This is a genomic window from Streptococcus sp. 5004 (assembly GCF_013276755.1).
Classification (GTDB): domain Bacteria; phylum Bacillota; class Bacilli; order Lactobacillales; family Streptococcaceae; genus Streptococcus.
On record NZ_VMLP01000021.1, the window covers coordinates 1 to 20,276 of the forward strand.

Annotated in this window: 24 protein-coding genes; 18 read left to right on the forward strand and 6 right to left on the reverse strand. The window is 37.7% G+C overall.

Annotation, left to right across the window (positions count from 1 at the left end; translation table 11 throughout):
- Window positions 1-264: 264 nt before the first annotated feature.
- Complete coding sequence (gene gdhA, locus HT685_RS07020; RefSeq protein ID WP_173226671.1) at window positions 265-1,611, reverse strand: NADP-specific glutamate dehydrogenase; 1,347 nt, start codon at window positions 1,609-1,611, stop codon at window positions 265-267.
- Window positions 1,612-1,840: 229 nt separating this feature from the next.
- Between gdhA and HT685_RS07025 the strand changes: the two genes are divergently transcribed.
- The 7 genes from HT685_RS07025 (at window position 1,841) to HT685_RS07055 (ending at window position 8,628) form a co-directional block, all read left to right on the forward strand.
- Entirely contained in the window at window positions 1,841-2,776 is a 936-nt protein-coding gene (locus tag HT685_RS07025) for a dihydroorotate oxidase (protein ID WP_173226669.1), read from the forward strand.
- A 33-nt stretch (window positions 2,777-2,809) separates the two neighbouring features.
- Window positions 2,810-3,847, forward strand: a complete 1,038-nt coding sequence (gene holA / locus HT685_RS07030; RefSeq protein ID WP_173226667.1) for a DNA polymerase III subunit delta — start codon at window positions 2,810-2,812, stop codon at window positions 3,845-3,847.
- Between the two features lie 251 nt (window positions 3,848-4,098).
- Complete coding sequence (gene sodA, locus HT685_RS07035; RefSeq protein ID WP_173226665.1) at window positions 4,099-4,704, forward strand: superoxide dismutase SodA; 606 nt, start codon at window positions 4,099-4,101, stop codon at window positions 4,702-4,704.
- 156 nt (window positions 4,705-4,860) lie between these two features.
- Entirely contained in the window at window positions 4,861-5,391 is a 531-nt protein-coding gene (locus HT685_RS07040; RefSeq protein WP_033677505.1) for a YutD family protein, read from the forward strand.
- Window positions 5,392-5,411: 20 nt separating this feature from the next.
- Window positions 5,412-6,497, forward strand: a complete 1,086-nt coding sequence (gene rlmN / locus HT685_RS07045; RefSeq protein WP_125411228.1) for a 23S rRNA (adenine(2503)-C(2))-methyltransferase RlmN — start codon at window positions 5,412-5,414, stop codon at window positions 6,495-6,497.
- Entirely contained in the window at window positions 6,497-6,970 is a 474-nt protein-coding gene (locus HT685_RS07050; protein WP_173226663.1) for a VanZ family protein, read from the forward strand. Before rlmN ends, HT685_RS07050 begins: the two co-directional genes overlap by 1 nt.
- A gap of 116 nt (window positions 6,971-7,086) precedes the next feature.
- A complete protein-coding gene (locus HT685_RS07055; RefSeq protein WP_173226661.1) occupies window positions 7,087-8,628 on the forward strand; it encodes an ABC-F family ATP-binding cassette domain-containing protein in 1,542 nt (513 codons plus the stop codon).
- Window positions 8,629-8,767: 139 nt separating this feature from the next.
- On the opposite strand, the gene HT685_RS07060 is transcribed toward HT685_RS07055, so the two are convergent.
- The 3 genes from HT685_RS07060 to HT685_RS07070 all read right to left on the reverse strand — a co-directional run bounded on the left by HT685_RS07060 (window position 8,768) and on the right by HT685_RS07070 (window position 10,979).
- Window positions 8,768-9,592, reverse strand: coding sequence for a peptidylprolyl isomerase (locus HT685_RS07060; protein WP_173278999.1), 825 nt, complete (start codon window positions 9,590-9,592; stop codon window positions 8,768-8,770).
- A gap of 581 nt (window positions 9,593-10,173) precedes the next feature.
- Window positions 10,174-10,398, reverse strand: a complete 225-nt coding sequence (locus HT685_RS07065) for a helix-turn-helix transcriptional regulator (protein WP_001041097.1) — start codon at window positions 10,396-10,398, stop codon at window positions 10,174-10,176.
- Window positions 10,399-10,400: 2 nt separating this feature from the next.
- Complete coding sequence (locus HT685_RS07070) at window positions 10,401-10,979, reverse strand: DUF3796 domain-containing protein (protein ID WP_173226658.1); 579 nt, start codon at window positions 10,977-10,979, stop codon at window positions 10,401-10,403.
- 687 nt (window positions 10,980-11,666) lie between these two features.
- Here HT685_RS07070 and rpsP point away from each other — a divergent pair.
- From rpsP to HT685_RS07105, 7 genes are all read left to right on the forward strand, one after another.
- Window positions 11,667-11,939: a 30S ribosomal protein S16 gene (rpsP, locus tag HT685_RS07075; RefSeq protein WP_000268760.1), complete on the forward strand. Its 273-nt coding sequence runs from the start codon at window positions 11,667-11,669 to the stop codon at window positions 11,937-11,939.
- Window positions 11,940-11,958: 19 nt separating this feature from the next.
- A complete protein-coding gene (gene kphA, locus HT685_RS07080) occupies window positions 11,959-12,198 on the forward strand; it encodes an RNA-binding protein KphA (protein WP_000379628.1) in 240 nt (79 codons plus the stop codon).
- 44 nt (window positions 12,199-12,242) lie between these two features.
- Window positions 12,243-12,569, forward strand: coding sequence for a MazG nucleotide pyrophosphohydrolase domain-containing protein (locus HT685_RS07085; RefSeq protein WP_173226656.1), 327 nt, complete (start codon window positions 12,243-12,245; stop codon window positions 12,567-12,569).
- 103 nt (window positions 12,570-12,672) lie between these two features.
- The gene (locus HT685_RS07090) at window positions 12,673-13,461 is read left to right on the forward strand and encodes an alpha/beta hydrolase (protein ID WP_173226654.1); all 789 of its coding nucleotides are present in this window, start codon (window positions 12,673-12,675) and stop codon (window positions 13,459-13,461) included.
- Between the two features lie 30 nt (window positions 13,462-13,491).
- Window positions 13,492-14,010 (forward strand): ribosome maturation factor RimM, encoded by a 519-nt coding sequence (gene rimM / locus HT685_RS07095; protein ID WP_049524868.1) that lies wholly within the window; start codon window positions 13,492-13,494, stop codon window positions 14,008-14,010.
- Window positions 14,000-14,719, forward strand: coding sequence for a tRNA (guanosine(37)-N1)-methyltransferase TrmD (gene trmD / locus HT685_RS07100; RefSeq protein ID WP_049524872.1), 720 nt, complete (start codon window positions 14,000-14,002; stop codon window positions 14,717-14,719). The genes rimM and trmD overlap by 11 nt, the downstream gene beginning before the upstream one ends.
- An 11-nt stretch (window positions 14,720-14,730) precedes the next feature.
- Complete coding sequence (locus HT685_RS07105) at window positions 14,731-15,069, forward strand: ATP cone domain-containing protein (protein WP_001196039.1); 339 nt, start codon at window positions 14,731-14,733, stop codon at window positions 15,067-15,069.
- 30 nt (window positions 15,070-15,099) lie between these two features.
- Here the strand turns inward: HT685_RS07105 and HT685_RS07110 are convergent, their stop codons facing one another.
- A complete protein-coding gene (locus tag HT685_RS07110) occupies window positions 15,100-15,420 on the reverse strand; it encodes a hypothetical protein (protein WP_173226652.1) in 321 nt (106 codons plus the stop codon).
- A gap of 98 nt (window positions 15,421-15,518) precedes the next feature.
- Here HT685_RS07110 and HT685_RS07115 point away from each other — a divergent pair, with 98 nt between their 5' ends.
- Window positions 15,519-15,734, forward strand: coding sequence for a YdbC family protein (locus tag HT685_RS07115; RefSeq protein WP_000807422.1), 216 nt, complete (start codon window positions 15,519-15,521; stop codon window positions 15,732-15,734).
- Between the two features lie 52 nt (window positions 15,735-15,786).
- Here the strand turns inward: HT685_RS07115 and HT685_RS07120 are convergent, their stop codons facing one another.
- Window positions 15,787-16,323: a biotin transporter BioY gene (locus HT685_RS07120; protein WP_173226650.1), complete on the reverse strand. Its 537-nt coding sequence runs from the start codon at window positions 16,321-16,323 to the stop codon at window positions 15,787-15,789.
- A 722-nt stretch (window positions 16,324-17,045) separates the two neighbouring features.
- Between HT685_RS07120 and HT685_RS07125 the strand changes: the two genes are divergently transcribed.
- Genes HT685_RS07125 through HT685_RS07135 form a run of 3 tightly spaced genes read left to right on the forward strand, consistent with a single transcriptional unit; the run spans window position 17,046 to window position 20,145 of the window.
- Window positions 17,046-19,028: an ABC transporter permease gene (locus HT685_RS07125; RefSeq protein WP_173226648.1), complete on the forward strand. Its 1,983-nt coding sequence runs from the start codon at window positions 17,046-17,048 to the stop codon at window positions 19,026-19,028.
- A complete protein-coding gene (locus HT685_RS07130) occupies window positions 19,025-19,648 on the forward strand; it encodes an ATP-binding cassette domain-containing protein (protein WP_173226646.1) in 624 nt (207 codons plus the stop codon). Before HT685_RS07125 ends, HT685_RS07130 begins: the two co-directional genes overlap by 4 nt.
- Window positions 19,645-20,145 (forward strand): hypothetical protein, encoded by a 501-nt coding sequence (locus HT685_RS07135; protein WP_119947105.1) that lies wholly within the window; start codon window positions 19,645-19,647, stop codon window positions 20,143-20,145. The genes HT685_RS07130 and HT685_RS07135 overlap by 4 nt, the downstream gene beginning before the upstream one ends.
- Window positions 20,146-20,276: the final 131 nt, after the last annotated feature.

Here is a 20,276-nt window from a genome sequence, read left to right on the forward strand (position 1 = left end):
TTTGAGGTTGCAGATAGAGCTGACGAAGTCAGTATCATATACATACGGTAAGGCGACGCTGACGTGGTTTGAAGAGATTTTCGAAAAGTATAAAATAGATTGAATTTAGAATAGTCCATCGAGTTTTATAAAACATTGTTAGAAATTGGTCTGAATTCCGTAATCCAGTTGTTCGGTTTTTATTTCATTTAACAATAATTTACCAACTGTTTAACTCAACTAAAAATCCCCAATCGAAGCGATTGAGGATTAAGCAAATGAATCTTAAACAATACCTTGTGCAATCATAGCGTTTGCTACATTTTCAAAGGCAGCAATGTTAGCTCCTGCAAGGTATTCTTTATCAAGACCATATGTTTCAGCAGTTGTTTTAGCTGTGTTGAAGATGTTTGTCATGATGTCTTTGAGACGGCCATCAACTTCTTCACGAGTCCATGAGAGGCGAAGGCTATTTTGGCTCATTTCAAGGGCTGAAACGGCTACACCACCAGCGTTGGCAGCTTTTGCAGGTCCGTAGAAGATACCATTTTCTTTGTAGACTTTGATGGCATCAAGGTCGCTTGGCATGTTGGCACCTTCAGATACACAGATCACGCCTTGAGCAACCAAACGTTTAGCTGCTTCACCGTTGATTTCGTTTTGAGTCGCACATGGAAGAGCGATATCATAGTTTCCAGCGTAAGTCCATACAGAACCTTCATGATAAGTAGCGGTTGCTTTCTCAGCTGCATACTCAGTCAAACGAGCGCGACGTTTTTCTTTAACATCAACCAAAAGATCGAAGTCGATACCATTTTCATCGATGACATAGCCGTTTGAGTCAGAAACAGAAATAACAGTTGCACCAAGTTCAGTCGCTTTTTGAAGAGCATATTGGGCAACGTTACCAGAACCTGAAATGACTACTTTCTTACCAGCAAAGCTATTACCGTTAGCTTTGAGCATTTCTTCAGTGTAATAAACCAAACCGTAACCAGTTGCTTCTGGACGAATCAAGCTACCACCAAATCCAAGAGGTTTACCAGTCAAGACACCAGCATCAAATTGGTTAAGACGCTTGTATTGACCGTAAAGATAACCAATTTCACGTCCACCTACACCGATATCACCAGCAGGTACGTCAAGTGATGGCCCAATGTATTTTTGCAATTCAGTCATGAAGCTTTGGCAGAAGCGCATCACTTCAGCATCTGTTTTACCTTTAGGATCGAAGTCTGATCCACCTTTACCTCCACCGATAGGAAGTCCAGTCAAGACATTTTTAAAGATTTGTTCAAATCCGAGGAATTTCAAGATCCCTTGGTTTACAGTTGGGTGGAAACGAAGTCCGCCTTTGTATGGTCCAACAGCTGAGTTGAATTGAACACGGTAGCCACGGTTTACTTGAACTTTTCCATCACGGTCAACCCAAGGAACACGGAAAGAAATCACGCGCTCAGGCTCAGTAATACGTGCCAATATATTTTCTTCGATATACTCAGGGTGTTTTTCGAATACAGGTTCTAAAGTGTTGAAAAATTCTTCAACAGCTTGGAGGAATTCAGCCTCGTGCCCGTTACGAGCTTTTACAGTTTCAAACACGCTTTGGATATATTCTTTAGCAGATGTCATATCGTTCTCCTTAAATTCTAATTTAATTATGTGTGTCATTATAGCAGAATTTTTTTTAACTGTAAAGAGAAAAAACAAAAATTTTCTAAAAATTCTTTCAATTTGGTTTTTGGGATTTTTTGAAAGTAGATAAAAAACGAACGTTTTTCTTATAAATGCCTTTCTCAAAGAGAAAATCTGAAAATATGGTATAATATTAGCAATAAAAGGAATCTGGAGGATCAGAATCATGGTATCAACGAAAACGCAAATTGCTGGTTTTGAGTTTGACAATTGTTTGATGAATGCAGCAGGTGTGGCTTGTATGACGATAGAGGAGCTAGAAGGGGTTAAAAACTCAGTTGCAGGAACCTTTGTCACAAAGACTGCGACCTTGGACTTTCGTCAGGGGAACCCTGAACCACGTTATCAAGATGTTCCACTTGGTTCTATCAACTCTATGGGTTTGCCAAACAAGGGCTTAGACTACTATCTGGACTACCTTTTGGATCTGCAGGAAAAAGAGCCAAATCGAACTTTCTTCTTATCTCTAGTTGGTATGTCTCCAGAGGAAACCCATACTATTTTGAAAAAAGTCCAAGAGAGTGATTTTCGTGGTCTGACTGAGCTAAACCTCTCCTGTCCAAATGTTCCAGGAAAACCTCAGATTGCCTATGATTTTGAGACAACAGACCGGATTTTGGCAGAAGTATTTTCCTACTTCACCAAACCTCTTGGAATTAAATTGCCACCATATTTTGACATTGTTCACTTTGACCAAGCGGCAGCTATTTTCAATAAGTATCCTCTTAAGTTTGTCAACTGCGTCAACTCAATCGGAAACGGCCTATATATAGAAAATGAGTCCGTCGTTATTCGTCCTAAAAATGGTTTCGGTGGCATTGGTGGTGAGTATATCAAACCGACTGCTCTAGCTAATGTTCATGCCTTTTATCAACGCTTAAATCCTCAAATCCAAATCATTGGAACAGGCGGCGTGTTGACTGGTCGTGATGCCTTTGAACACATCCTCTGTGGAGCAAGTATGGTACAGGTGGGAACCACCCTTCACAAAGAAGGAGTTGGTGCTTTCGAACGTATTACCAATGAACTAAAAGCTATCATGGTGGAAAAAGGGTACGAGAACCTAGAAGATTTCCGTGGGAAATTGCGCTATATTGACTAAATTCAATCGAAAAATCAGAAGAAAGGAGAGAGGATGCTAGCCATTGAAGAAAGTCAGAAGTTGACTTTATCAAATTTACCTAGTTTGAGCCTTTTTACAGGGACAGACCAGGGTCAGTTTGAAGTTATGAAGAGTCAAGTGTTGAAACAGATTGGGTATGATTCTGCCGACCTCAACTTTGCCTACTTTGATATGAAAGAAGTGGTCTACAAGGATGTGGAACTGGAGTTGGTCAGTCTTCCTTTCTTTGCCGATGAAAAAATCGTGATATTAGACCATTTTGTCGATATTACAACAACCAAGAAACGCTTTTTAACAGATGATGAGCTTAAGTCGTTTGAGGAATATCTTGACAATCCTTCGCCAACAACCAAGTTGATAATATTTGCAGAAGGAAAGCTGGATAGCAAAAGACGGTTGGTTAAATTACTTAAGCGTGATGCCAAGGTCTTTGATGCAGTAGAAGCCAAAGAACAAGAATTGCGCCAGTATTTCCAAAAGTGGAGTCAGAAACAAGGTCTGCAGTTTGCCAATCATTCTTTTGAAAATCTTCTCGTCAAGTCGGGTTTTCAATTTAGCGAAATTCAGAAAAATCTCCTCTTTTTACAGTCCTATAAGGAAGACTCTGTTATCGAGGAAGAGGATATTGTCAATGCTATTCCCAAGACCTTGCAGGACAATATTTTTGATTTAACTCAGTTTATTCTGACTAAAAAGATGGACCAGGCGCGTGATTTGGTTAGAGACTTGACCTTGCAAGGTGAAGATGAAATCAAACTGATTGCAGTCATGCTGGGACAATTTCGGACTTTTACTCAGGTGAAGATTTTGGCGGAGTCTGGGCAAACAGAATCGCAGATTGCAAGTAGTTTAGGAAGTTTTCTCGGACGCAATCCCAATCCCTATCAAATCAAGTTTGCGCTGAGAGATTCAAGAGGACTTTCCTTGAGCTTTTTGAAGCAAGCTATTTCCTATTTGATTGAGACAGACTATCAGATTAAGACAGGTCTTTATGAAAAGAGTTTCCTTTTTGAAAAGGCACTCTTACAGATTGCTAGTCAGGTCAATTGACATTTTTTTGAAACTAAAACCCGCGTCAATATTATTTTGTCGTGGGTTTCTTGCTAATTTGCTTGTTTTATACTCAATGAAAATCAAAGTGCAAACTAGGAANNAAGGCGACGTTGACGCGGTTTGAAGAGATTTTCGAAGAGTATTATTAGAAAGTATCTCAGTGATTTCCTTATCTATAAGCAAAAAACTTGAAAAAAGTGAATGTTTGCGTTATCATTTTCATATAGAAAGAAAAAGAGGTATTACAGATGGCTATTATCTTACCAGAACTTCCATATGCATACGACGCTTTGGAACCATACATCGATGCGGAAACAATGCACTTGCACCATGACAAACACCATCAAACTTATGTCAACAATGCTAATGCAGCTCTTGAAAAACACCCTGAAATTGGTGAAGAGCTTGAAGCTTTGCTTGCTGATGTAGAATCTATCCCAGCTGATATCCGTCAAGCGCTTATTAACAATGGTGGCGGACACTTGAACCACGCTCTTTTCTGGGAATTGATGACTCCTGAAAAAACAGCTCCATCAGCAGAACTTGCAGCAGCAATCGATGCAACATTTGGTTCATTTGAAGACTTCCAAGCAGCCTTCACTGCAGCAGCAACAACTCGTTTCGGTTCTGGATGGGCATGGTTGGTTGTCAACAAAGAAGGGAAGCTTGAAGTGACTTCAACAGCAAACCAAGACACACCAATCTCAGAAGGTAAAAAACCAATCTTGGGCTTGGACGTTTGGGAACATGCTTACTACGTGAAATACCGCAACGTGCGTCCTGACTACATCAAAGCTTTCTTCTCAGTGATCAACTGGAACAAAGTAGATGAATTGTACGCAGCTGCTAAATAATGATAGTTGGAGGGAAGAATTGTTCTTCTCTTTTTAAGGTTATATTATTTTGGTCTGACAAAATCGTCAGACTTTTTTCATTTTTATGAGAAACGTGCTAACTGCTAGAAATTATGGTAGAATAAAGTATTAAGTAATCGTGGAAAAGGGATATCTATGCGAAAAGAAATTGCACCTGAATTATACAACTATAACAAGTTTCCTGGTCCTGAGTTCCATTTACACGGGGACAAGGTTGAAACGGAAGGGATAGCTTTTTCCTTGGTGGAAAATATCAAGGATGCCTTTGATGTGACGGCTTTTAATCAGCGTTTTTCAGAAGTCTTAACCAAGTTTGATTATATCGTGGGAGACTGGAGCAACGAACAGCTTCGCCTACGAGGTTTTTACAAAGATGATCGAACAGAAGAAAAACTTGAAAAAATCAGTCGTTTACAAGACTACCTTTTAGAGTATTGTAGTTATGGTTGTGCCTATTTTGTCTTAGAAAATGAAGCCCCTAAGCGAGCATCATTTGACAAGAAAATGCGTAAGAAGGAAGAAGAAACACCTTCTAAAAAAGGAAAGAAACCGACTCAAACCAAACGAAAACCGAATGCAGATAAGAAAAATAGACGTCGTCAGAAGGACCAGCATTCTCAGAAAGAGGACAAGGGGCAACGTCATTTTGTCATTCGTCAGAAGTGAGTAGAGAATAAGGAGAAGAAATGAAACCGTCAATTTATAGTTTAACACGTCAAACCATGCAGGAATGGGTTTTGGAGCAGGGAGAAAAGAAATTCCGTGCAGATCAAATCTGGGAATGGCTTTACCGTAAACGTGTCCAGTCATTTGAAGAGATGACCAACCTTTCCAAGGATTTGATTGCTAAGCTTAATGATCAGTTTGTGGTCAATCCCTTGAAACAGCGTATCGTGCAAGAGTCTGCTGATGGGACCGTTAAATATCTCTTTGAATTGCCAGATGGAATGCTGATTGAGACAGTACTCATGCGTCAACACTACGGTTTATCTGTCTGTGTGACCACTCAGGTGGGCTGTAATATCGGTTGTACCTTCTGTGCCTCTGGTTTGATTAAGAAACAACGTGACCTCAATAACGGTGAAATCGTAGCGCAAATCATGCTGGTTCAGAAATACTTTGATGAGCGTGGTCAGGACGAACGCGTCAGCCATATTGTTGTCATGGGAATTGGTGAACCATTTGATAACTACAACAATGTCTTAAATTTCGTTCGTACTATCAATGATGATAAAGGAATGGCCATCGGTGCTCGTCACATCACGGTTTCAACCTCAGGTTTGGCCCATAAAATTCGTGACTTTGCTAATGAAGGGGTTCAGGTCAATCTTGCCGTTTCCCTTCATGCACCTAACAATGAACTGCGCTCAAGTATCATGAAAATTAACCGTGCCTTTCCGATTGAAAAACTCTTTGCTGCTATTGAGTATTATATCGAAACAACCAATCGTCGTGTGACTTTTGAATATATCATGCTCAATGAAGTCAATGATGGTGTAGAACAAGCCTTGGAATTGGCTGAATTGCTCAAGAATATCAAGAAATTGTCTTATGTAAACTTGATTCCTTATAACCCAGTTAGTGAGCATGACCAATATAGCCGTAGTCCTAAAGAGCGAGTCCTGGCTTTCTATGATACGCTTAAGAAAAAAGGGGTTAACTGTGTGGTTCGTCAAGAGCACGGAACAGATATTGATGCAGCTTGTGGACAATTGCGTTCCAATACAATGAAACGTGACCGCCAGAAAGCAGTCGCAACAGTCAATCCTTAATGATGAAGAAAACTTATAATCATGTTTTGGTCTGGGGAGTCATTTTCTATAGCATTTGCATTGTCTATTTTTGCTTTACTCCTCAAGAACATTCTCCCGTGGGGGCGGAAACTCCAGGTATTCAGCATCTTGGACGCCTGGTTTTTCTTTTGACTCCTTTCAATTCTCTCTGGAAACTGGGCCAAGTGAGTGACATAGGACAATTATGTTGGATTTTTCTACAAAATATCCTCAATGTCTTCTTACTTTTTCCTCTAATTTTCCAACTCCTTTATCTCCTTCCAAATTTGCGGAAAACAAAAAAGGTCCTTCTTTTTAGTTTTCTAGTGAGTCTTGGAATCGAGTGTACGCAGTTAGTCTTGGATTTTTTCTTTGATTTCAATCGCGTCTTTGAGATTGATGATTTGTGGACCAATACTTTGGGTGGCTATCTGGCTTGGCTCCTCTATAAACAATTACATAATACTCAATGAAAATCAAAGAGCAAACTAGGAAGCTAGCTGCAGGCTGTACTTGAGTACGGCAAGGTGAAGCTGACGTGGTTTGAATTTGATTTTCGAAGAGTATAAAAACAAGATAAGGAATTAAAATGAGTATTTTAGAAGTTAAAAATCTGAGTCACGGTTTTGGTGACCGTGCAATTTTTGAAGATGTGTCCTTCCGTCTCCTAAAGGGGGAACATATCGGTTTGGTTGGTGCTAATGGTGAAGGGAAATCAACCTTTATGAGTATCGTGACTGGTAAAATGTTGCCAGATGAAGGGAAGGTTGAGTGGTCCAAATATGTGACTGCTGGTTACTTGGATCAGCACTCAGTCCTTGCTGAAGGGCAGTCGGTGCGCGATGTGCTCCGTACAGCTTTTGATGAGCTTTTTAAAGCAGAAGCTCGTATCAATGACCTTTATATGGAAATGGCTGAAGACGGTGCGGATGTTGATGCTCTCATGGAAGAAGTGGGTGAACTTCAAGACCGTCTGGAGAGTCGTGATTTCTATACCTTGGATGCTAAGATTGACGAAGTAGCGCGTGCCCTTGGTGTTATGGACTTTGGCATGGATACGGATGTGACCTCTTTGTCAGGTGGGCAAAGAACCAAGGTACTTTTGGCTAAACTCCTCCTTGAAAAGCCCGATATCTTGCTTTTGGACGAGCCGACCAACTACTTGGATGCTGAGCATATTGACTGGCTCAAGCGCTATCTCCAAAACTATGAGAATGCCTTTGTTCTCATTTCACACGATATTCCATTCCTGAACGACGTTATCAATATTGTCTACCATGTGGAAAATCAACAGTTGACACGATACTCTGGTGACTACTACCAGTTCCAAGAAGTCTATGCTATGAAGAAATCTCAGCTAGAGGCTGCCTACGAACGTCAACAAAAAGAAATTGCAGACCTCAAGGACTTCGTCGCACGAAACAAAGCGCGTGTTGCAACACGAAACATGGCCATGTCTCGTCAGAAGAAATTGGATAAGATGGATATTATCGAGTTGCAAAGTGAGAAACCAAAGCCGTCCTTTGATTTCAAACCAGCTCGTACGCCAGGACGCTTTATTTTCCAAGCCAAGGATTTGCAAATTGGTTATGACCGTCCTCTCACTAAGCCTTTAAATCTTACCTTTGAACGCAATCAAAAGGTTGCTATTATTGGTGCCAATGGTATCGGTAAAACAACTCTATTGAAGTCTCTATTGGGCATTATCCCGCCAATCGCTGGGGAAGTTGAACGCGGTGACTACCTAGAACTTGGTTACTTTGAGCAGGAAGTAGAAGGAGGCAATCGCCAAACACCACTAGAGGCTGTTTGGAATGCCTTTCCAGCTCTCAACCAAGCAGAAGTTCGTGCAGCCCTTGCTCGTTGTGGTTTGACAACCAAGCATATCGAAAGCCAAATTCAGGTCTTGTCAGGTGGGGAACAAGCCAAGGTTCGTTTCTGTCTCTTGATGAATCGTGAAAACAACGTTTTAGTGCTGGACGAGCCGACCAACCATTTGGATGTGGATGCCAAAGGTGAACTCAAACGTGCTCTTAAAGAATACAAGGGATCTATTCTTATGGTCTGCCACGAACCAGACTTCTATGAAGGCTGGATGGACCAAATCTGGGATTTTAATAATCTAACTTAAAAATGAGGATAAAAGAAATACAGTACCGTATGTGGGTACTGTATTTTTAGGTTTTTAAGATTTAATACTCTTCGAAAATCAAATTCAAACCGCGTCAACGTCGCCTTGCCGTACTCAAGTACAGCCTGCGGCTAGTTTCCTAGTTTGCTCTTTGATTTTCATTGAGTTTAAAATCGTAGTCTTTCACCACTTCGATGCTGTCGATTGTGATAGCAGTCGTTGGCTTGTCTTTTTCATCTTTTTCGGCTTTGGCAATCTTATCCACAACATCCATACCGTCAATCACTTGACCAAAGACTGGGTGTTTGCCATCTAGACTAGGGTTTCCCCCTTCTTTATAGGCTTCGATGATTTTCTTTGGATACTTGCTTGTAGGGAGTTTAGCAGAGGTATCTGTAGAGTTTTGGTTGATGAAGAACTGGCTGCCATTGGTGTTTGGTTGACCAGTATTAGCCATAGAAAGAGCACCACGGATGTTATAGAGATAAGGAGTAATCTCGTTTTTGAAACCAGTTCCCTTGTCTTTAGTCTTATCCTTGTCATGCCAGATAGACTGACCACCTGTACCGTCTCCCTTTGGATCTCCAGTTTGAACCATGAAGCCATCGATGACACGGTGGAAGGTAATGCCGTTATAGTAGCCTTCTTTGGCATGAGTGAGGAAGTTTTCAACCGCTAAAGGAGCGAGTTTAGGGAAGAGTTTGATACGGATATCTCCTTGGCTTGTGTGGAGAATCACTTCAGCTTCATCTTCAGCAACTTCTTTAGATAGTTGTGGGAAATTGGCGTTTTCGTTTGTTAAAGCATCGTTTAGCTCCTTGGCAGATTGGGCTGCTGCTTTGGAGCTTTCCTCAGCGGCCAAGCTAGAATCTACATAGTCATCACCACGCAGCCTGCGTTGGATGCTGCTACACCCAGCTAGGGCTACAGTGGACAGTAAAAGAAGGGTTGCTAGTTTTTTCATTCTGTTCCTCTCAAAAATTTATTTCTACCATTGTACCCTAAAAGGAAGTGGATTTCAAATATTAGTGACAAGACAATTTTAGAGAAAATCAACTAAAAAATCACTTGATTAGAGATTCTTCTTTGGATGTCGGTCGATAATTCCCTTGTATTGTTCCAGTATCTGCTCCCCCTTTGGAGTCAATTCGTAGCCACGATTGCTAATTCTTCTTCTGAAAAATGGTCATGAAGGGCTTGCTCCAGATTGGTAGCCTTCATTTTAGAAAGTCCTGTAATTCCCTTGCTTTTCAGAATATTCATTTTCATGGTAGTATTTAGATGGTCAAGTGAGTCAAAAGAAGTTTCGACAAGAGCATACCCTTTTTCTACCAGAGTTTTTAGATGTTTAGGGGTATCAATACCATAAGTGTACTCAAAGTATTTTGGGAACCAGATCTTAAGAAAGCTCGTAAAGCATCACAATTAGTAAACGTTAATTCGAAAGAAATACTATATTTTAAAAGAGCACATTTTCAAAGGATTTTTTCTTTTGGCTTCAATTCCTAATTAATCAATGAACTTAATACTAGGTCTCGAAAAGAATTATGCTTCCTCTTTCTGTCTGAGTTCAAAGAGGTCTTCTACTTTCAGATTAAAAACCTGAGCAATTTTAAGAGCCATTTCCAGCGAAGGATTGTAACGGTTATTTTCCAAGTGCAGAATTGTCTCGCGTCGCATGCCGATGAGGTCGGCTAACTCCTGCTGGGTCATGCCTGTGGACTCACGAACAGATTTGAGATTAGTAATAATCTTACTTTCTTTGGCCATGCTTATCCTCTCCGTTCCAAGATAAGATAGACAACCGCAAAGATGCAAATCAAGGTAGCTATGCTAATAAAGATCTGGCCCATGTAAAGAGTGAAAGGCCCCATATACCCAATGATAACTGCTAGGATCATCAGTGCGCCTAGTATAAAAACCAACATCAAGCTAGCTGCCTTTGCTAAATTAGCATAAAAGCGTTCGTCCGGAGTTTCCTTGACATTTTTTAAAGAGAAAAAACCAAATAGAATCACTTCAATAACGAGGCCAATTCCCAAAATCCATTCTTTAATACCAGAACTTTCGCTTGGGGTCGCAACCCAAATTCCTACTGTATAAAAAATGCTTGCTGCAAACACAAGTATCGTGTAAAGCTTAGCAGACAAGTCAAAAATAATTTTTCTCTTACCTTTCTGACTCTTATGTAGCCAGCTCGATATAGCTACAATTTGACCTGACACTGAAATACCAGTAATAACTAACTTGGGTCCCCAACTAAGATTAGAACCAAATACAACAATAAAATCAATAAAGAGAGCTACGGCAATCATTGCAATGAGGCCATGCATTTTTTGACTTTTTTTCATGATAGACTCCTTTTTTGTGTTATAAATATATAACACTTAAATTTTATGTTATAAATATATCACATTTAAATTCGGAAAGCAAGAATTTATGTGCCAAGGTGGCAATTATTTGAAAAAATTTTTTAATAAAAGCCCATGATAGTCAAACAACTAAAGAATTCTTTGAAGCAATGCATCGGATTTGGTTTGGATAGTTTCGTTAATCATATTTGATGATAAAGAATTTTTGAAAAATCTAGATACTGTATGAATATCTACTTTTTTTCTTAGACTGTTACAAAGTCTGTCAGAATAGGCGTTGTAGGTGTAGAAGTTAATTTTTACAGAACTAAATTATTCCTCTATTTAGAATCTATTCATTCATATTTTATGAATTAATTAGTAGATATCATTCTTAAAATCCTTGATATTTCGCTTGGGATTTAGGAGTCAAGCATTCAAATCACGTTCAGGTGAGATGAAGGGCTTAACTTGGTGGTTTTTATCACATTTTTCTAAAATAGTATTCACTGATAGCCTCTTTCAAACATTTATTTCCTACTTCTAACAAATTTATAAATGGTTTAAAAATTTTATAGTCTGTCAAGTTTTTTTCTTGACACCTGTCAGAAATCTGCTATAATAGAACATGTGCTAAATAGCTCAGCTATTTCACCGAAATAAAAAATAAGAAAAGAGACTTTAAAAATGGCAGTTAAAATCCGTTTGACTCGTATGGGTTCTAAGAAAAAACCTTTCTACCGTATCAACGTAGCAGATTCACGTTCACCACGTGACGGACGTTTCATCGAAACAGTTGGAACTTACAACCCACTTGTTGCTGAAAACCAAGTAACTTTGAAAGAAGACCGCGTTCTTGCATGGTTGGCTGATGGAGCTCAACCTTCAGATACAGTTCGCAACATCCTTTCAAAAGAAGGTGTATTGAAGAAATTCCACGATTCTAAATTCTCAAAATAAGTTTAAAGTAGGTTGACAGATGGATACGATTGAAAATCTCATTATTGCGATTGTGAAACCCTTGATTTCACAACCAGATACCTTAACTATCAAGATTGAAGATACACCAGAGTTTTTGGAATATCATTTGGATCTTGATCAAAGCGATGTGGGCCGTGTAATCGGTCGTAAGGGTCGCACTATTTCTGCGATAAGAACGATTGTCTACTCTGTCCCAACTGAAGACAAAAAAGTAAGAATCGTTATTGACGAAAAATAAGAAGGGCGGGACGGATGTCTCGCTTTTTTTGCAAGGAGCAGGATATGAAGGATTTAACGTTTAGACAATTACAAGACTACCTACTCGAACATTACCAGCAATCTCGAACTGAGGAAGGTCTCTTTATGAAGTTAGTGGAGGAAGTCGGAGAAGTAGCTGAAGTTTTGAATGGTCGCTCTGGTCGAAAAGAGGGCGTTCAAGATTCTAACGAGGAACTAGCAAAAGAACTGGCTGATATCATTCACTACACTGTCGCAATTGCGGCCATCAACGACATAGATCTAACCAAGACCATTTTTGAAAAAGACAAAAAGGCGGCTATCAAATATCAGCATGAACGAGATTTGGAAGGATTTTTGAATGGAAAGTAGAGATGTTGTCCCCTTCCTCCAACTTGAGAAAATCCTTGGAACGTGATAAAATAAAGGATAAGGATTTTTAATAATTCATTATATAGAACGAGTGGATTTCTTTATGAAGAGGATTGAAGTATATACGAAAATTGGTAGTCTCTCTGTTACTTATCGAAAGCAAAAGAAAGTGCTAGTTTGTTTAAATGGAGCAGGTTTGCTACCAAGTTATGAAAATTTTTCACTTATACTTGAAAAACTTCCTCCTACAATTGGTTATTTGACAATTGATTTTCCGAACACAGGTAGGAGTCCGATTCATGACCAAGCTGGAAAAAATCTAGATAATCTTGCAGATGCGGTTTATGAAGTACTTGAAGAATTAGGGATTTCTGAATATATACTTTGTGTACATAGTTTGAGTGGAATTTTAGCTTGCAAATTGCTCAACAAATCAATTAAGTATCAGGCTTTACTAGCAATTGAACCGACAACTAAAAACGTCATGTTTGCTGATTTTTTAGAAAATCCTTATCCAGAAATGGAAGAGCAGATGAGGCTGATTGACGAGTGTGGTCCTGAACTTTATTTTAAGAACTTAACTCAAGCAACATTTAGCCCTGAAATTAATAAAGAAATCTGGGAAATAATGCAAGAAAAAGGCTTAGAGTTGGAAAATCAAGATCCAGGATTTCAGATATCTGGAGAGATTACTGAGGAAGATTTTGAGAATGTATCTATAGAATCTTATATCCCTGTATTTATTTTTTGTCAGGCTTATAGAGAAAAAGAGTACAGAGAATCAGAATATTGGACTTCCAATACTAAACTCATTTTAGGAGGGAATCACCATTATTTACAGTGGTCTGAATCCGAAAAAATTGCGGCTATTATTCGAGAATTGTCAGTATAAGATGGAAAGAAGGAGACTACAGGAGACAAGATGAACTACTTTAATGTTGGGAAAATCGTCAATACGCAGGGGTTGCAGGGTGAGATGCGAGTCTTGTCTGTGACGGATTTTGCAGAAGAACGGTTTAAAAAAGGGGCTGAGCTGGCCTTGTTTGATGAAAAAGATCAGTTTGTCCAAACAGTGACCATCGCTAGCCACCGTAAACAGAAGAACTTTGACATTATCAAATTTAAAGATATGTACCATATCAATGCTATCGAAAAGTACAAGGGATACAGTCTCAAGGTCGCTGAGGAAGATTTGAATGACCTAGATGATGGTGAATTCTACTATCATGAGATTATCGGTTTGGAAGTCTATGAGGGAGATAACTTGATTGGAACCATCAAGGAAATCCTGCAGCCAGGTGCTAATGATGTCTGGGTGGTCAAGCGAAAAGGCAAGCGTGACTTGTTATTGCCTTATATCCCACCAGTGGTTCTCAATGTTGATATTCCAAATAAACGAGTCGATGTGGAAATCTTAGAAGGGCTAGATGATGAAAATTGATATTTTAACCCTCTTTCCAGAGATGTTTTCTCCACTGGAGCACTCAATCGTTGGAAAGGCTCGAGAAAAAGGGCTCTTAGATATCCAGTATCATAATTTTCGAGAAAATGCTGAAAAGGCCCGCCATGTCGACGATGAGCCTTACGGAGGTGGGCAGGGGATGTTGCTCCGAGCTCAACCTATTTTCGATGCCTTTGATGCTATTGAAAAGAAAAATCCGCGCGTCATTCTCCTCGATCCTGCTGGAAAACAGTTTGATCAGGCTTATGCTGAGGATTTGGCTCAAGAGGAAGAACTTATTTTTATCTGTGGCCACTATGAGGGTTATGATGAGCGCATTAAGACCTTGGTGACAGATGAGATTTCTCTAGGTGATTATGTCCTTACTGGAGGAGAATTGGCGGCAATGACTATGATTGATGCGACTGTTCGCCTGATTCCAGAAGTGATTGGCAAGGAATCTAGCCACCAAGATGATAGTTTTTCTTCTGGTCTTCTTGAATATCCTCAGTACACACGCCCTTATGATTATCGAGGCATGGTCGTGCCAGATGTACTGATGAGCGGTCACCATGAAAAGATTCGTCAGTGGCGCCTGTATGAGAGTTTAAAGAAAACCTATGAACGCAGACCGGATTTGCTTGAACATTATCAACTGACAGCAGAAGAAGAAAAAATGCTGGCAGAAGTCAAAGAAAACAAAGAATAAAGGAGAAACCTATGCAAGTAATCAAACGTGATGGAGAAATTGCTGAATTTAATCCAGATAAGATTTACCAAGCTATCTTAAAGGCAGCTCAGACTGTCTATGTATTAACAGATGATTTGCGTCAAAACCTTGCACAAGTCACTAAAAAAGTGGTTTTGGATTTGGAAGAAGCCAAGGTGGAACGTGCTACTATTAGCATGATTCAGTCTTTGGTTGAGCATCGTTTATTGGGTGCAGGTTACATTACCATTGCTGAACACTACATTTCCTATCGTTTACAACGTGACTTGGAAAGAAGTGGTTATGGAGATCATATCGCCGTTCATTTACATTTTGAACAAGTTCGCTAAGAAAAAAGAGTGGGATGAAGCAACTACATCTCACTCTTTCTTAAATCTATTTTTTTGGGCTGTCTGGACAGTTGAAGGGACAAATCGCAGGCGTTGAATATCGCTTATGCGGATAATACGGGTCACATTTTTGGCAAAATTTTTCACGATAATTTGCTGGCGCTGCTGATCGTATTTGATGATGTCACCTGTAAAGCTTGTCTCAGACAAGATAAGGTGAACAGCGGTTTGTTTCTGGATAGCCTCTTCAATAGTAGCTGTAAGGGAGTTGCTTTCAGTCTGGTCTGACTCTTCATGTCCATTTAAAAAATCATGTATTTTACCTAGAACTTGCTGGAATTTATGTCTCATATTGGCCTCCCTTCTTTTATATCAATATTATATAAAATTTTCCTAAAATCTACAAGATTTTACGAATAATCAAATGAAAGCTAAAAAAGGAGAAGAAAATGGCAGAATTTACATTTGAAATCGAAGAGCACTTGTTGACTCTTTCTGAAAACGAAAAAGGTTGGACCAAGGAAATCAACCGTGTGAGCTTTAATGGTGCTCCTGCAAAGTTTGATATTCGTGCTTGGAGTCCAGATCATACTAAAATGGGCAAAGGGATTACTCTCTCCAATGAAGAATTTCAAACAATGGTGGATGCCTTTAAAGGCAATTAAGTTTTCAAAATGAAAGAAAAAGATATTGAGTCATGACAACTCGATATCTTTTTTAGTTAGCAAAGTAAGCCTGATTTTTAAGGCGTTGAAGTAGGGGACGACTAATAAAACTAATAGCCAGAAGTTTACCAAGGTCTGGAATGATAAAGGGAATGACCCCCACAACAAGAGCTTTTTCAAATGCCATTCCAGCAAGAAAATGTAAGCTGAGAATCCCGCCGACAAAGACAAGGGCATCACCCAAGAGGTTTGCAAGAAAAATCTTGACAACACCACTCTTGCTGTTGGTTAGAGAGGAAGTAAGTCCAGAGTAAACGAGATAAAACCAAAGATAGCCTGCAGTAGGGCCAACTAAAGCCTGAAAACCAGCTCCACCTCCTGCAAAGACAGGAAGACCGATAGCACCTAGAAGAAGATAGAGTCCAACAGAAAGTACAGCCTCTCTCGGTCTAAAGACAGTAGCAATCAAGCCGATTGCAAAGTTTTGCAGAGTGAAGGGGACGGGTCCAATTGGAAGACTGATTTGTGCTAAAACAGCAATAAGAGCAGCCCCAATAGCAGGGATAGCATAAACGTGAGCTTTTTTCAAAATAGTTAACCTCTTTTCTGATGTATAGTAACTATTATACTCATAGAGGAATCATTGTCAACCAATTTTTATAACAAAGGTAACAAACACTGTAACAGCCGATTTGATTCACAAGAGAAGTTGGATAATTGTTTTTTATCGATTTGTAAATCGCCTTTATAGATAATCCCATTTTATCAATAAAAAATATACTATAAATACTTGACAAACTAAAATATTAGTATTAAATTAATATTGTAAACACTTACAAATAAATGTGTTCAATTTTAAAATAGAGAATTATTACTGAGTTTTTGTCAAATATTATAATTCAAGGAGAAGTAAAATACCAAAAATTTACTAAGAAGAAGTTCATTTTGCTGGCTACAAGTTTTTTCAGTTTTGGATTTGCTATTACAGCTAGTGTTGGTAGTGTAACTACAGCAATCCCAGTTCTATATCCGATTATTGATTTATGGAAGTATGGTGTAAGTGATAGCTATGGTTATTCGAATTCTTTGTTAGTTCTTCAAATAATATTAGTTCAGAGTCTTCAGTAACGAATATTTTGGGAACGTTAAAGTTCACGATAAAAAAGATTATAGATGGACATTTTCAAGCAAAAAATTTGAAATGATGTTCGATTAAATGCACATTGGAATTATTATAGATTTTAAAAAATAATTTATGAAAACAAGAGACCTAATTATAAAATAGAGTCTTTTGTCATATGGTAATTGCTTATGAAATTAAAATTATGTATCATTGGATTCTTCTTTTGTTTGATTGCTACAATTGGTCTGGTCACTATTAGTGATACCGAAATCCCCATACCTTTACCAATTGATGGTGCTTTTTCTATCCAAGGAAAAAGTAATCTTTCTAATAACGAAATATACGAAATGGTTCGTGACTTATCAAAAACGGAAAAGGTTACCATTTACAAGCCAATCGTTCAGAGTTCGGGTCAGTTGAAGTATGTAAATTTTGATGATGTAAATAATGAACAATTAAAGTCAGCACCAATAGTAGGGATGTATTACACACTTGGGAAAATGGATGTAGACAGTTTGAAACCACTTACGATGACTGGACTACAAACAGTATATATGGCTTATCCTTGGTATATAGGAGGAATATTACAATTTACTGGAACTTTAAGAATACTGTTAATGGGTTCAATTTACTTAACTTTATTAGTTGTTTTATTTGTTGTTAGGACAAGGCAGATCAAAGAAGGAGTGATACGACGTTCTTTGGGCTTGCCTGTATACGACCTTAGAAGAGAGTATGTCATTTCTATTATTTTTGAACTGATTATGATGGCTTTATTGATGATTTCTTACAGCTCTTTTTTGGGTAATGGTTTCTTCACCTATAGTTCTAAGTTATTTTTCTCTCTGCTTTTAACGAATTTTATACTATTTCAAATCATTGATTTTATTACTTTTGTTTTATTTTGGTTGACGATTCAGATTGAAAAGCCCATTGAAATTATCAAAAACAAGGCGAAAAATAAACTTATTTTTGTCGTATGGCTTGTCATCATTTCGATTATCATCCTTGTCTCAGGAATTTTTTTACAAGAAACAAAGAGTAGTCAATCTAGTATTAACATACAAATACAGAATTTAGTACCATGGGACACAGTAAAAGATTGGAGAAGGATTGAATTCCTTGGAATTGAAAGTAACTCTGCTAAAAATGGAGAAGTTAGTGATTCAGATGGTCAGTATCTACAGATAGTTGCTGCCTTAAAAAACTTAGATTTTTTATATATAGAACGATCTTCGGCATATGTTCCAGATTTCATGAAAACTTCGCATGTTATAGAAAATTTTTCTAAACAATTAGAAAATGACGGGATAACGAATTCAGAAATAAATAAAGAGTTGATTTATATTAATCAAACAGGTGCTAACCTACAAAATAAAGTGAATGGAACAAACTATCATCTTTTAGATAATAAAATAGCAACCATCTATATTCCTGAGAAGTGGAAAGAAAACCAGAAATCTATTGAGAATACAGTTGTAGCAGAACAATTTATTGGAACAAACTATACAAAAGAACAGCTTGCAGTACAAATAATTCCTGATGGGGAAAAAATTTTTTATTTTAATGAGGATGCTGATATCGATCATAAAAATAAAGATATTTTACCAATGGCAAGTGTAGCAGATAGCAAAGATAACATTGTTGTTGTGTTAGATACAGACAAAATGATGGAAAATAATAAGTTTTCTTTGGCTAGTAACATACTATATAAATCTCTTTTTAGTCCTGAAGCGGTAAAAAAAATAAATGAGATGACTATCCCGTTGAATTTCTCAATGAATCCAGTAGATGTTTACCAAATTGTGAAATTAAAGATTCAATCCTTAGAGCACCAAATTTTACTTTCACAAATCTTGCAGAAGATAATTTACAGTATTGTCTTTATACTCATTTATCAATATGTCCAACTTTTTATTACTCTAAAACAGAATGAATATGTGAAAAAAATCATTTTGGGTCTGTCAAAAACATATATAGCAATTTCAAGTCTCAAATATTTTATGATGACTATTACAATGGTTATTCTATTTACATTTCTTATGACAGGGCAAATAGAGTTGCTATATATTGGAGCGGCTTCTCTGCTAGTTTTGATGTTGTCAATCATAATGAGTTTTAGAAAATTATCTGAAAGCTACACTAAAATTTTAAAAGGAGATGAATCATGACAATTGACCTTTTGAACGTTTCAAAAACTTTCGGCTCAAAGAAGATCTTTACAGACTTAAATTTAATATTTGAATCTGGAAAAAGCTATGCATTGATTGGAGGTTCTGGCTCCGGTAAAAGTACCCTTCTTAATATTATAGGAAGATTAGAAAAAATTGACAGTGGGAATGTTTTAGTTGATAAACAAGATATTTGGAAGATAAAAGAAAGAACTTTTTTTAAAAATACTGTTGGATATGTATTTCAGAATTATTCTTTAATAGATAACAAAACAGTATATGATAATCTGAGCCTTATCACTAAAGACAAAAAAACAATAACTGACGTACTTGAAAAAGTAGGACTGTCAAGTGACTATTTACATCAAAAAATATACGAATTGTCTGGTGGGCAGGCTCAACGTGTAGCTATTGCCAGAATGTTAATGAAACCACGTAAAATTATTTTAGCAGATGAGCCCACAGGAGCTTTAGATGGTGAGATTGGAAAAGAAATCATTCGTTTGTTATTAAATGAAAAAGATGAAGACAAATATGTTATAATAGCGACGCATGATCCAGCTGTCTATAACGAAGTTGATGTGATAATTGACATGAAAGATATAGGGTATAATGTATGAAAAAGATAATTTATATTGCTTTGATCTTTGTAGCTGGGTTACTTGCCTTCTTCTTTTTTGGAAAACAAATGATTACAAAAGAAAATATCAATAAGCCAACGGTAGAGTTAACAGTCTATACGCTTTCTTCTAGTGATACAGAAAAATGGAATAAAGTGAGACAAGTAGAAACGGAAGAGGCTATATACTTCATAACTGTGAAAGAAGCAGAGTCTTCTGAAGAAGTATTTTCAAACATCATTGCAAATGGAGCTGCTACGGGGTTCGGAGTTCGTGAAGAAGAAGTGAAGAAATTCAATAATGATTTAGGAGACACTATAGAGGACTCTAAGCATAATAAACTAATTGAAATAGAGTTTTTTACTTTTTCTGATGCTGACGAGGGATTTGTAGTAGCAAACTTTGACTACGGTAAAGAAGAGTTGAATTCTCAGAAAAAAGATATAAAAGAGTTATATAAAAAAATATATGAATCTTTTAAAGAAAAGAATAAATGATTGTATTATAATCCTTGTATTTTGCTATGGTTTGTTAATTGATTTTTGCATATCTTATTTCAACATACTATAAAATAAAACATAAGAAAACGAGTATCTCCAACTACGGAAATACTCGCTTTTTGATATTT